We start from the raw sequence: 12,449 nt of genomic DNA, 5'->3' as shown, positions 1-12,449 counted from the left end.
GGGCTATTCGATTACAGCGCAGCCAGAACCGCCTCACCCATCTCACGGGTGGATACCCTGGTGGCTCCCTCAGACATAATGTCTGCGGTGCGCAAGCCCTGATCCAGCACCTTACTGACAGCCGCCTCAATGGCTTCTGCAGCGCTTTCTTCTCCCAGACTGTAACGCAGCATCATGGCAGCACTCAGAATGGTTGCCAGAGGATTAGCAACGCCCTGACCGGCAATATCCGGCGCAGAACCGTGGCACGGCTCGTACATACCCTGCTTCTGGGAGTTCAGGGACGCCGAAGGCAGCATGCCAATAGAACCGGTGAGCATAGCCGCTTCGTCAGAAAGAATATCACCAAACATGTTTCCAGTCACAATCACGTCGAACTGCTTGGGCGCGCGAACGAGCTGCATTGCCGCGTTATCAACATACATGTGTGAGAGCTCAACATCGGGATATTCCCGTTTGAGATCTTCCATGATTTCCCGCCACAGTACAGTGACTTCAAGGACATTGGCCTTGTCTACGGAGCATAGCTTTTTACCGCGTTGCTGCGCGGCTTCAAACGCCACCCGTCCGATACGACGGATTTCCGATTCTGTGTAGGCATAGGTGTTGTAGCCCTGGCGATCACCATTCTCAAGTTCGCGAACACCACGGGGCTGGCCGAAGTAAATACCACCCGTCAGCTCCCGGACAATCATGATATCCAGGCCCGATACCACTTCCGGCTTCAGCGACGACGCCGAGGCCAGTTGCGGATACAGAATCGCCGGACGCAGGTTAGCGAACAGCTCCAGGTTGGAACGCAACCCCAGAAGCCCTTTTTCCGGGCGCTTGGCCATCGGAAGGCTATCCCACTTCGGCCCGCCAACGGCGCCAAGCAGAATGGCGTCTGCATTCCGGGCCTTATCCAGCGTTAAATCTGGCAGCGGGGAGTCGGAATCATCCAGGGCCGCACCACCCACAAGGGCGGTATCGAAGCTCAAGCCGAGCGAGAATTTTTCGTTGACGCTCGCCAGCACCTTCTCTGCTTCAGCGACAATTTCAGGACCGATGCCATCGCCGGGCAGTAACAGAATATTTCGAGACATGAAGACTTCCTTATTGTTTATGAATCAGAATCAATTCAGTTGCTGGCGTTGAACAGCCAGGGCGCTGTCTGCTTGCGGCTGCTTTCGTACTCTCGAATCGCATCAGCATCCTCGAGAGTGACACCAATATCATCCAGACCATTCAGTAAGCAGTGACGACGGAAGTCATCAACTTCAAAGCCGAAAGATTCGCCTGACGGTGTCGTGACGGTTTTTGATTCCAGATCGACGGTCAGCTCATAACCCTCGGTTTCCTCTGTTTCACGGAACAGCTTATCCACCACTTCTTCTTCAAGAACAATGGGTAATAAGCCATTCTTAAAGCAGTTGTTGTAGAAAATATCTGCAAAGCTCGGGGCGATAACAGCCCGGAATCCAAAGTCATCCAGCGCCCAGGGAGCGTGTTCACGACTGGACCCACAGCCGAAGTTTGCACGGGCCAACAGAACGCTGGCGTTTTTATATCGGTCCTGGTTCAACACGAAATCCGGGTTCAACGGACGCTTGGAGCAATCCTGATCGGGCTTGCCCTCGTCCAGGTAACGCAATTCATCAAACAGGTTGGGACCGAATCCGGTGCGCTTGATGGATTTCAGAAACTGTTTCGGAATAATCATGTCCGTATCCACATTGGAACGGTCCATGGGGGCCGCAATGCCCTTGTGTTGCGTGAATGCGCGCATGGTCTCTCTCCTGTGGATCAGTGGGTCAGTTCACGGACGTCAACGAAGTGGCCAGTCACCGCAGCAGCGGCCGCCATCGCAGGACTCACCAGATGGGTTCGGCCACCGAAGCCCTGACGTCCTTCGAAGTTGCGATTGGACGTGGAGGCGCAGTGCTCGCCCTGCCCCAGTTTGTCGGCGTTCATTGCCAGGCACATGGAACACCCCGGGTCACGCCACTCCAGACCGGCTTCGATAAACACTTTATCCAACCCTTCCTGCTCAGCCTGAGCCTTCACCAGGCCGGAGCCCGGTACAACCATCGCCTGCTTCAGGGAGGGAGCGACCTTGCGGCCTTTGACAACCGCAGCCGCTTCACGCAAATCTTCGATTCGACTGTTGGTGCAGGAGCCGATGAAAACGCGATCCAACTGGATGTCCGTAATCTTTTGATTGGCTTCCAGACCCATGTACTTCAAAGCGCGGACAATGCCTTCGCGCTTGATCGGATCTTCTTCCCTGGCGGGATCCGGCACAGAACCATCAACACCGGCAACCATTTCCGGGGAGGTTCCCCAACTGACCTGAGGCTTGATCTCAGAGCCTTCCAGCTCAACGACCTTGTCAAACACCGCATCCGCATCGCTGTGCAGGGTATTCCAGTATTCGACCGCCTGATCCCACTGGGCCTCTGTCGGCGCAAAGGGACGCCCTTTGACGTAATTGATGGTGGTGTCGTCCACTGCAACCATGCCAACACGGGCACCGGCCTCAATGGACATATTGCAGATGGTCATCCGGCCTTCCATGCTCAGGCTCTGAATGGCCTCACCACCAAACTCGATGGCGTAGCCAGTTCCGCCGGCTGTACCGATTTTGCCGATGATGGCCAACACCACGTCTTTGCCGGTTACACCCGGGCCAAGTTTACCGTTGACCTTGACCAGCATATTTTTCATCTTCTTCTGCACCAGGCACTGAGTTGCCAGCACGTGCTCGACCTCGGAAGTACCGATACCGTGAGCCAGGCAACCAAACGCGCCGTGGGTAGACGTATGGGAGTCACCACAGACAATGCTCATGCCCGGCAGTGTCGCGCCCTGCTCAGGCCCAATAACGTGAACGATGCCCTGACGCTGGTCCTTGATCTTGAACTCCAGGATGCCGAACTCGTCGCAGTTCTTGTCCAGGGTTTCTACCTGGGTGCGGGATACCGGATCGACAATGCCATCAATGCCTTTTTCACGATCAACGGTCGGTACGTTGTGGTCAGGTGTCGCCAGGTTGGCGTCCAGGCGCCAGGGTTTTCGGCCGGCAATGCGCAGGCCTTCGAAGGCTTGCGGGGAGGTGACTTCGTGCAGCAATTGACGATCGATGTAGATCAGTGCGGAGCCGTCGTCCCGCTGTTTGACCAAATGGTCGTCCCACAATTTGTCGTATAAGGTTTTGCCCGCCATGATTCTCTCTCACTGTCTGGGGGTTTCTGGTTTCTACTGCTATGGGGCTATCTTACTCCTCTATCCGATAACCTCAATTCATGTTTTTTATTCTTTGAATTCCCCAGGGGAATACTTTAGCTTTGGTGGAAGCTCAGGTCTGAATTGTTCTCCCAAAACCCGCTCTAGCCCGTCCATGGGACGCTTGAGCTCCGCCATCCTTGGCTCCGCACAGTTTTGGGAGAACAATTCAGACCTGCGCCCAGACTCCGTGCTGCAGTTACCAGAAGAGATTATTAATGGACTCAAATTCCCTCAAGGCATTCCTCACCATCGTCGACCTAGGCTCTTTCTCCGAGGCGGCGGCGGTGCTCCACTTGACCCAACCGGCCATCAGCAAACGGCTTGCAGCGCTTGAGAACCTGTTGGGTGAAAAGTTGGTGGATCGCAGTCACCGGGAGATTCGTCTGACGGATGCCGGCGCGCGGCTATTGCCCCATGCCCGCAGGATTCTTGATGAGATTCATAACGCGCGCATGGCGCTGTCCGAAAACACTGGAGCGATTCAGGGTGAGCTGAACATCATTGCTTCCCACCATATTGGCCTTCATCACTTGCCAACGTGGCTCCGACGGTTTTCCCGGGAGTATCCCGAGGTGCGGCTGAATCTGCAGTTCATGGAATCTGACGCAGCTTACACGCAGATGCTCAAGCGTAACGCTGAGCTGGCGTTTGTCACACTTAGTGACAGTATGGGCAGCCAGTTCATGGTATACCAACAATGGCCGGACCCGATGGCATTTGTGGTGGGGCCGGACCACGATTTATCGGTTCAGGATTCGGCGTCGCTGGAAGATCTTTCGCGTTATCCAGCTATTCTTCCCGATACGACGACCGCGACGTACCGGACAGTCAGTCGGCTGTTCCTTGAGGCGAATCTGCCGCTTAATCAGCAGATTCCCACCAATTATCTTGAAACCATCAAGATGATGACCAGCGTGGGGCTCGGCTGGAGTGTGTTGCCGTTGAGCATGGCGGATGAGTCGCTCCACAGACTGGAATCCGGCCATTCGATCAGCCGTGTTCTCGGGGCAATCGGCCTGTCAGGCCGGCAGCTCAGCCAGGCGGCCAAGGCGCTGCTTGATATAGTCAGACAAGAAGAAACAGGCGATTCAACTTAATACTCTCATTATCAGGAGACATCATGGGCTTTGACGATTACCTCAAGATTCTGGCCAAGCACGACGGCTCGGACCTTTACCTGAGCACCGGAGCCCCGCCCTGTGCCAAGTTTCACGGTACCCTCAAGCCCATTGATCGAACCCCGATGGCCCCGGGGACGATCAAGGAGATCGCCTACAGCATCATGGATGACGAGCAAATCGGCGAATTCGAGCAGGAGCTCGAGATGAATCTCGCCTACAGCATCCGAAATGTTGGCCGTTTTCGGATCAATATCTTCCGCCAGCGTAATGAGATTTCCATTGTCGCCCGGAATATTGTGACTGAAATCCCGAACGCGGATGACCTTGGGCTCCCTTCGATCCTGAAAGACGTTGTGATGTCCAAACGGGGGCTGGTTCTGTTTGTGGGTGCCACCGGTTCGGGTAAGTCCACGTCACTCGCGGCGTTGATCGACCACCGGAACAGCAATTCCGCCGGCCATATCATCACAATTGAAGATCCGGTGGAATATATCCACCGGCATAAGAAAAGCATCATCAACCAACGGGAAGTGGGCGTTGACACCCGCAGTTTCCATCAAGCACTGAAGAACACGCTACGTCAGGCGCCCGACGTTATTCTGATCGGCGAGATCCGGGATCGGGAGACCATGGAGCATGCACTGGCATTCGCTGAAACCGGGCATCTGTGTATTTCTACCCTGCACGCTAACAATGCCAACCAGGCCCTGGACCGGATCATCAACTTCTTCCCTGAAGAACGGAGACCTCAATTGTTGATGGACCTGGCAATGAACCTCCGGGCGTTCGTGTCTCAGCGCTTGATTCCCACCATCGATAAGAAGCGCTGTGCAGCCATCGAGATCCTGCTGGGAACTCCCACCATTAGCGAACTGATCCTTCGGGGTGAGATCGAGGGCATCAAGGAGATCATGGAGAAGTCCGCCAACCTGGGCATGCAGACCTTCGACCTGGCCCTGTTCAATCTCTGGAAAGATGGAAAAATCTCGGAAGAGGAAGCTCTGAAAAACGCCGATTCCGCAAACAACCTTCGCCTCAAGATTAAACTGCATGGCCAGGACAGCTCAGCCCCTTCAAAGCCGTCCGGGCCAACCGGAAGTGGTTTGTCGCTTCAGCTTGAAGAAGATGAGGAAGATCCCGAAGAGTAAACTCAGTGATCGCCTGGCGGCGGCTTCAACCCCCGCCAGGTAATCACGATTGCCAGGCCCAGCGCGGCCGCTCCGCCAAGGAACGCGGCCGAGGTATTAAAGCCCTCGACCAGAAAACCGGACATCCACGCTCCCAGCGCACCACCGGCACCGAACGTCAACCCGCTGTAGAGCGCCTGCCCCTGACCATGATGGTGCTTCCCGAAGAAGCCCTGAATGTATTGCACCGAAATCGCATGAAGCGCACCGTAAGAGGCCGCATGCAGGAGTTGCGCAAACACCAGCACCACAATCTCATCCGTAAGCTCGGCAATCAGAACCCAGCGAATCATACTGAGGCCAAGCGCGCCAAGCGCAATCTGTCGGACCGAAAAACGGCGGGTAAAGCGGTGCATCACCAGGAATAGAGCGATCTCTGCCAGCACACCCAACGACCACAGCAGACCAATCGGCAGCTTACCGTAACCGTGTTGCTCCAGATGGATACTGAAAAACGTGTAGTAAGGCCCGTGGGATACCTGCAACAGGAAGTTCATCAGGAAAAACGTCACAACCGTCGGATTGGTGATAATCCTCCTGAGACTCCCCGAGGGCGCACGCTCTCTAACCTCTCCCCGTTCAGAGGGAACCAGAAACGATGACACCGCAATTCCTGCAAACACCGGCAGCAATAGCCACGGAAGGAACTGAACAGGGACCAACTCCAGGATGCCGCCCACACCCGCAACCGCTCCGATAAACCCGACCGACCCCCACAGCCGAACCCGACCATACTTCTCTTTCTGTGCACCCAGGGTACGCAGCGTGATCACCTCATAGAGAGGCAAAACCGCATTCCAGAAGAACGTAAACGCCAGCATGACCAGCAACAGACCGTAAAACCCCGGCTCCAGGAAAACGCCGGCAAAGAACAGCGACCCGGTCAACGCCCCAAACCGTACCAGGCGTACCCGCTGACCGCTCCGGTCACCAAGCCATCCCCAGACACTGGGCGCGATAATCTTGGTTAACTGAATGGTTGCCATCAGGGTGGCGATCTGGAGATAGGAAAACCCCTGGTCCTGAAGATACAAAGACCAGTAAGGCAAAAGTCCGCCCAGAAGAGCGAAGAACCAGAAATACAGGTTGGAAAGTCGCCAGTAGATACGGAGACTCCTGCAGGTTTAAAAAAGGGTTTGGCGGCCCCGGCTGACGGCCCATTCAAAAATGTGGAGCGCCAGGGACGGCGCGACCAAGCCCTACACGGGCGTATTCAAGGGCGCTTTTGAGCGAGGCCTCCTCACGGAGGCCCTACACCAGAGCCGGCAATCCGGATTAACAATCAGAGCTGGCCGAGCACCGGCGTTGTAACCTCAACATCCCCGTTCTGACCACGATGCCGAAGGTAATGATCCATCAGCACAATCGCCATCATCGCCTCGGCAATGGGCGTCGCACGAATGCCGACACAGGGATCATGGCGACCGGTCGTGATGACCTCGACCGGATGACCATCCACATCGATTGCCCGCCCCGGCAAACGCAGGCTCGACGTCGGCTTCAGAGCGATGCTCGCAACAATCGGCTGCCCCGACGAAATGCCTCCCAACACGCCGCCGGCGTTGTTTGAGAGAAACCCTTCCGGGGTCATTTCGTCCCGGTGCTCGGTGCCCTTCTGCTCAACCGAATCGAAGCCTGCGCCGACTTCCACACCCTTGACAGCATTGATGCTCATCAGCGCATGGGCCAGATCGGCATCAAGACGGTCGAAAATAGGCTCACCCAACCCCGGAGGAACGCCTTCTGCGACGACATTTATCCGGGCACCAATGGAATCGCCCTCCTTTCGCAGGGCATCCATATAGGCTTCCATCTCAGGAACCTTGTCAGCATCCGGGCAGAAGAACGGGTTTTCCATGACCTGATCCCAGTCGTGCTTTTCTGCCTTGATCGGACCAAGCTGTGACAGATAGCCACGCACCTGTATCCCCAGCCGCTCCGCCAGGAACTTTTTCGCCACTGCCCCGGCAGCAACACGCATCGCCGTTTCACGAGCCGAGGAACGACCACCACCCCGGTAATCCCGCGTGCCGTATTTGTGCATGTAGGTGTAGTCCGCATGGGCCGGGCGGAACTGTGAGGCAATCTTGGAATAGTCCTTGGAGCGCTGATCAGTATTCTCGATCAGCAGGCCGATTGGTGTGCCCGTGGTTTTGCCTTCGAACACGCCGGAGAGAATTCGAACCTCATCCGCTTCCCGACGCTGTGTCGTATGGCGAGAGGTGCCAGGCTTGCGACGATCCAGGTCGGCCTGCAGATCCGCCTCGGACAGCGCCAGTCCAGGCGGGCAGCCATCGATGATGCAGCCGAGCGCCACACCATGGCTTTCGCCAAAGGTGGTGACAGTAAACAGTTTTCCGAAGGTATTTCCAGACATATTTCAGCCAGTTATCCAGTTTTTGTAAGAAATAAGATTAATTCTTTCCAGCCTTCCATGCACGAAGGTCTTCAGCCGTCAGCACAAACACGCCGTCACCACCGCGCTCAAAATCCAGCCAGGTAAACGGCAAATCCGGATACGCTTCATCCAGTGCCACCCAACTGTTTCCCACCTCTACAATCAAAAGCCCACCGGGGGCCAGGTGGTCCGCGGCCTTGTCAATTATGCGGTGTGCGATATCCAACCCGTCGTTCCCGGCGGCAAGGCCGAGTTCGGGCTCATGGCGGAATTCATCCGGCATGTCAGCAATATCCTCAGCATCCACATACGGTGGGTTGCTGAGGATAACGTCGTAGATTTCATCAATGCTGTCGAATACATCGGACTGGATCGTACGAACGCGATCCCCCACACCGTGCATCTCAATGTTGGATTGAGCGACGTCCAGAGCGTCGGATGAAATGTCTGAAAGATCGACTTCCGCCTCTTCAAAGACCGTTGCCGCGCCAATGCCGATACAGCCGCTTCCGGTGCAGAGGTCCAGCAGGCGCACGACCTGCCGATCACCCAGCCAGGGCTGAAGACCGTTTTCGAGCAATTCACCAATGGGAGATCGTGGCACCAGCACACGCTCGTCCACGTTGAACGGCATCCCCATGAACCAGGCTTCACCCAGAAGGTAAGCCAGAGGAACCCGGTCATTGATCCGACGGTCAATGCGTTCAAGGATCTGTTGACGCTCTTCGTGCACCAGCCGGGCGTCGAGAAACAGCGTATTGTTTTCCAGGGGCAGTTTCAGGGTTCGCATAACCAGATGAACCGCTTCATCCCACACGTTGTCAGTGCCATGGCCATAGAAAATGGGCGATTCAGCAAAACGGGAAGCCGCATAACGCAGATAGTCGCGGATTGTATGAAGCTCAGTTATGGGGCTGGTCACGTAAGAGAGATCCTGTTGGGTATGTGTCAGCGCGGAATTATACGCTGTTTATCATAGCCCCTGCAGCCTTCTGTCATTAACGGCCTTTACCGGCCGCTCAGATCGACAACGGCCCGGAGCTTGCGCGATTTTCCTCGAAGCGATCCAGTGCCGCAGCCATGCGGTCCCGACCAAGCTGAATCAGCTCAGGTGCTTTATGATAGTCATAGCTCCGGCAGGCATTTTTCGGGACGTTAACCAGAAGGTCCGGCGGATACCCCGCGATTTTGTATTGAACAAGCGCACTCTGCATGGTCTCGATGCCCAGGTTCATCACATCAAACTTGCCAATACCGAGCTTGTCCCAGTCAATCGTCTCGTGCTCCTCATGGGCTTTCCTGTCCGCCGTTTCAGGTTCGGCATCGCGTTTGAGCTGTTCTTTTTTCCGCACTTCCCGGGAGAGCTTGTCCTCCGGGCTCTCGTCGTGATCGCCCTTTTTCGTAGCAAGTGATCTGAGCGCGTCCCAGTCAAACCAGCGCGATGCCTTTTCCCGGAGACCGGCCACCCACTCTTCCATATCCGACCCCTCATCCTCACTGATGAAGGCCGCATCTGGAATGCGCTGCTTCTTCTCGTCCTCGCCGGCCAGGTTCACGGCCACAATCAGGTCAGCATGGGCGGATATGGTAGGAATAATCGGCAAAGGATTCAGAAGCGCACCATCCACCAGCACGCGTCCCTGGTGAACGAGAGGAGTGACGACCCCGGGGATGGCAATCGATGCGCGAATTGCCTGATCGAGAGGGCCTTCCTGAAACCAGATTTCCTTATGGCCAAGCAGGTCCGTCGCTACCGCCGTATACGGCATCGGCAGATCCTCAATACGAGTCGTTCCAAGCATCTCCCGAACAACCGAGAATATCTTGTCACCACGTATTGCCCCCAACGAGCTGAAAGTTACATCGAGCAGCTTGAGCACATCGAACTGCCCCAGACCGGTCACCCAATCCTTGTAATCCTTCATCTTACCCGCCGCGTACATGCCGCCAATCAATGCACCCATTGAGCAGCCAGATATGGCGGTAATGTCGTAGCCCCGCTCGGTGAGCACTTCGATGGCGCCAATATGGGCATAGCCCCTCGCACCGCCACTGCCAAGGGTTAACGCAACCGAGATCTTTTTCTTCTGGGCTCTGGCAGAGGAGGATGACTCAGTGGGTTCAGTGACGCTCCCAGCCGAAGGGTTTTCAGTAGTGGTCGACAGACCTTGATCCTGCGCAGGCGTTTCAGGGACACGACCAGATTGATCACCGGCCTGATCGTTGTCTTTGGATGGGTCCATATCGTTTCTCCTCCCTATGGCTGCCGCACAACCGTGACTTCTACACGGTTACCTTGCCGATCCGGGTCGGAAAACGGTATTGCGGGTCCCGCCACAATGATCCGATGGCGCTCTGCCGGCACCCCGGTTTTCGCCAACACCTCGGATAACGAAATCGCCGCCTGCTCAGCGCGGTCAAACGCCTCCTCAATGCTCTGGCCGGGAACCAGCGACGAAAAACCAGTAATGGCAACCTGAGTGCCACTATCACCAGCCCACTCAAGGACCTTGCGACGATCGTTTGCACTCCAGTCAAAGCGGTACGTGATGCCTCCTTCCCAGGGAACCACGATGGGGCCAAGGACGCGACTGTTACCCCTGTCCATTCCGGGAACAGAGGCACCACGGGTCAGCCTCAGGTGCTCCACCCAGACGTACTCCCGCAGGTTACCGCGGGTCACCGTATAAATTGAGGTGAGCCAGCGGCTGCCTTCGTCATCAACCGTACCGGCCACCAGGTAATCCTGAGTTGCGTCCCGTCCGTAGAGCACGCGCTGCCCGAAGATCTGGTTCGCCCAGACATTGCTTCTGCCACACCGGATTCCCCGGCATTCAAACAGGATGTTTGCATTGCGGCCCTGAAGCAGCTGCACGTAGTAGTCCCGGGCTTTCTCCCGGTTGGAATCCCGGGATATCTCGTAAAGGCGACCCTCACCCATCACGGGGAGTCTCGCCATGGATTCGGATCGAATCTCGTTATTCACCTCACGAACCGGACTGAACAACACCAGGTGACCCGGCGATTCAATCTCGGTTGTGGCTTCCAGGGAAGACTCGGGAAAAGCCTGCGGGAAACTCACTTCCGCAGCTGCAGCAGCTGCAGCAGCTGCCGAGTACAGCAAAGCCGCGCAGCTGAGCGCAAACAATCTCATCACAGAGTTACTCATCGCCCAAAAATTTCATGATTGCCTCCACGACCGGGCCTGTATCCCCGTCCAGATGGCAATGGTGGCCACCTGGAACATGAGCAATTTTCAGGTCGGGTATCGCGTCGGCGCGTTCATCCAGCCCCTTTCGATACGACAGCAGACCTTTTTCGGCTCTCACAAACAAGGTTGGCGTCTGGATGGATCTGAGCGACGCATACACCTGCTCTTCCGTCATCATCAGCGGTGAAGGATGGCGTAATCGCGGGTCAGTACGCCACACATAGCCGCCAGATGCCGGCTTCATGTTTCGGGGAATGAGGGTCAGTGCCGCTTCCGGGCTAAGGGGGCTCAAACCACCCTCCCGGGCCTTGGCCGCCGTGGCGATATCCGGGTAAACGACCTGTCTTCCGGAACCGGAAATCCGCTTGCGGATCGATTTACGCAGTTGAGGGATGGTCTCTTCGACCGGGCGGCTGATCGCCCCCAGACTGTCGATCATGACCAGTTTGCGTACGTTCTCGGGAAACGCTGCGGCATAGAGCGCACAGACTATCCCGCCCAGTGAGTGTCCAACGAGATCGACGGGTACGGGATCCACTTCATGGATGTGCTCTTCAATCAACTCTGCGAGGTCCGCGACATAATCCATCAGCAGATAACTCTGACCTGCTGGCCTATGGCCTGACCGACCGTGGCCCGCCATATCGATTCCATGGACCGTCCTCTGACCGGCAAGCTCTGGAGCCAGCTTCACGAAGGTAAGGCTGTTATCCAGCCAACCATGGAGCATCAGCAACGGTCGCTTCGACTCGCTGCCTGCAACCCTTGCCGGCCAGGTCAACCCCGTCAGGTTAATGTTTCTAAGGGGCCAGTTCGCTTCATCAAACGCGGAGACACTCTGAATTGCATTGGCGGGCATGGCGATATCATTCATCTCGAAGCGTGCCCCACATCACATGGTGTGGGTTGGTCGATCAGAGCTAAGAGACCCTGCGAGGTATGATTCGATCTTGGTGCGAGCCGTCTCGTCATCGCCGTTGAACTGCACACCGATGCCCGCAGCCCTGTTCCCTTGGGCGCCCTTCGGGGTGATCCAAATAACCTTTCCCGCTACCGGAATCTTTTCGGGTTCGTCCATCAGGTTCAGCAACAGGAACACTTCGTCGCCCAACTGGTATTGTTTCTGGGTCGGTATGAACAATCCTCCCTGGCGAATGTACGGCATATAGGCTGCGTACAGAACCGCCTTATCCTTGATGGTCAGGGTTAGAATGCCACTGCGTGCACCGAATCCGGGGCCCATAATTCACACCTTTGTTTAACGT

At 56.2% G+C, this 12,449-nt stretch carries 12 protein-coding genes; 2 read left to right on the top strand and 10 right to left on the bottom strand.

Features of this window, described 5'->3' with window-relative positions:
• Positions 1-11: 11 nt before the first annotated feature.
• Genes leuB through leuC form a run of 3 tightly spaced genes read right to left on the bottom strand, consistent with a single transcriptional unit; the run spans position 12 to position 3,204 of the window.
• A complete protein-coding gene (gene leuB / locus D777_RS03785; protein WP_036128863.1) occupies positions 12-1,085 on the bottom strand; it encodes a 3-isopropylmalate dehydrogenase in 1,074 nt (357 codons plus the stop codon).
• Positions 1,086-1,120: 35 nt separating this feature from the next.
• Positions 1,121-1,768: a 3-isopropylmalate dehydratase small subunit gene (gene leuD, locus D777_RS03780; RefSeq protein WP_036128861.1), complete on the bottom strand. Its 648-nt coding sequence runs from the start codon at positions 1,766-1,768 to the stop codon at positions 1,121-1,123.
• A gap of 17 nt (positions 1,769-1,785) precedes the next feature.
• Positions 1,786-3,204 carry a 3-isopropylmalate dehydratase large subunit gene (gene leuC, locus D777_RS03775; RefSeq protein ID WP_036128860.1) on the bottom strand — a complete coding sequence of 473 codons (1,419 nt, stop codon included), beginning with the start codon at positions 3,202-3,204 and terminating at the stop codon, positions 1,786-1,788.
• 278 nt (positions 3,205-3,482) lie between these two features.
• Here leuC and D777_RS03770 point away from each other — a divergent pair, with 278 nt between their 5' ends.
• The gene (locus D777_RS03770) at positions 3,483-4,364 is read left to right on the top strand and encodes a LysR family transcriptional regulator (RefSeq protein ID WP_036128857.1); all 882 of its coding nucleotides are present in this window, start codon (positions 3,483-3,485) and stop codon (positions 4,362-4,364) included.
• Between the two features lie 23 nt (positions 4,365-4,387).
• On the top strand, positions 4,388-5,536 hold the full coding sequence (locus D777_RS03765; protein ID WP_036128856.1) for a PilT/PilU family type 4a pilus ATPase: 1,149 nt from the start codon (positions 4,388-4,390) through the stop codon (positions 5,534-5,536).
• A 2-nt stretch (positions 5,537-5,538) separates the two neighbouring features.
• On the opposite strand, the gene D777_RS03760 is transcribed toward D777_RS03765, so the two are convergent.
• The 7 genes from D777_RS03760 to D777_RS03730 form a co-directional block, all read right to left on the bottom strand.
• Positions 5,539-6,681 (bottom strand): MFS transporter, encoded by a 1,143-nt coding sequence (locus tag D777_RS03760; RefSeq protein WP_036128855.1) that lies wholly within the window; start codon positions 6,679-6,681, stop codon positions 5,539-5,541.
• A gap of 176 nt (positions 6,682-6,857) precedes the next feature.
• Entirely contained in the window at positions 6,858-7,952 is a 1,095-nt protein-coding gene (gene aroC, locus D777_RS03755) for a chorismate synthase (RefSeq protein WP_036128854.1), read from the bottom strand.
• Between the two features lie 37 nt (positions 7,953-7,989).
• Positions 7,990-8,895, bottom strand: a complete 906-nt coding sequence (gene prmB, locus D777_RS03750; protein WP_036128852.1) for a 50S ribosomal protein L3 N(5)-glutamine methyltransferase — start codon at positions 8,893-8,895, stop codon at positions 7,990-7,992.
• A 97-nt stretch (positions 8,896-8,992) separates the two neighbouring features.
• Complete coding sequence (locus D777_RS03745; RefSeq protein WP_081849460.1) at positions 8,993-10,216, bottom strand: patatin-like phospholipase family protein; 1,224 nt, start codon at positions 10,214-10,216, stop codon at positions 8,993-8,995.
• Between the two features lie 14 nt (positions 10,217-10,230).
• Complete coding sequence (locus tag D777_RS03740) at positions 10,231-11,127, bottom strand: DUF4892 domain-containing protein (protein WP_150112608.1); 897 nt, start codon at positions 11,125-11,127, stop codon at positions 10,231-10,233.
• Positions 11,128-11,134: 7 nt separating this feature from the next.
• Entirely contained in the window at positions 11,135-12,058 is a 924-nt protein-coding gene (locus D777_RS03735) for an alpha/beta fold hydrolase (protein WP_036128850.1), read from the bottom strand.
• Between the two features lie 18 nt (positions 12,059-12,076).
• A complete protein-coding gene (locus D777_RS03730) occupies positions 12,077-12,427 on the bottom strand; it encodes a PilZ domain-containing protein (RefSeq protein WP_008171779.1) in 351 nt (116 codons plus the stop codon).
• Positions 12,428-12,449: the final 22 nt, after the last annotated feature.

The sequence above is a fragment of the Marinobacter nitratireducens genome, assembly GCF_000708045.1.
Classification (GTDB): Bacteria; Pseudomonadota; Gammaproteobacteria; order Pseudomonadales; family Oleiphilaceae; genus Marinobacter; species Marinobacter nitratireducens.
The sequence above is the reverse complement of the archived record's forward strand: the minus strand, read 5'-3'. Positions and strand labels throughout refer to the sequence as shown.

Bases quoted from the DNA above. Each gene is read 5' to 3' on its own strand.
- leuD (WP_036128861.1), bottom strand. From the start codon at position 1,768: ATGCGCGCATTCACGCAACACAAGGGCATTGCGGCCCCCATGGACCGT.
- D777_RS03745 (WP_081849460.1), bottom strand. From the start codon at position 10,216: ATGGACCCATCCAAAGACAACGATCAGGCCGGTGATCAATCTGGTCGT.
- D777_RS03765 (WP_036128856.1), top strand. From the start codon at position 4,388: ATGGGCTTTGACGATTACCTCAAGATTCTGGCCAAGCACGACGGCTCG.
- D777_RS03740 (WP_150112608.1), bottom strand. From the start codon at position 11,127: ATGAGATTGTTTGCGCTCAGCTGCGCGGCTTTGCTGTACTCGGCAGCT.
- leuC (WP_036128860.1), bottom strand. From the start codon at position 3,204: ATGGCGGGCAAAACCTTATACGACAAATTGTGGGACGACCATTTGGTC.
- leuB (WP_036128863.1), bottom strand. From the start codon at position 1,085: ATGTCTCGAAATATTCTGTTACTGCCCGGCGATGGCATCGGTCCTGAA.
- D777_RS03770 (WP_036128857.1), top strand. From the start codon at position 3,483: ATGGACTCAAATTCCCTCAAGGCATTCCTCACCATCGTCGACCTAGGC.
- aroC (WP_036128854.1), bottom strand. From the start codon at position 7,952: ATGTCTGGAAATACCTTCGGAAAACTGTTTACTGTCACCACCTTTGGC.
- D777_RS03730 (WP_008171779.1), bottom strand. From the start codon at position 12,427: ATGGGCCCCGGATTCGGTGCACGCAGTGGCATTCTAACCCTGACCATC.
- D777_RS03735 (WP_036128850.1), bottom strand. From the start codon at position 12,058: ATGAATGATATCGCCATGCCCGCCAATGCAATTCAGAGTGTCTCCGCG.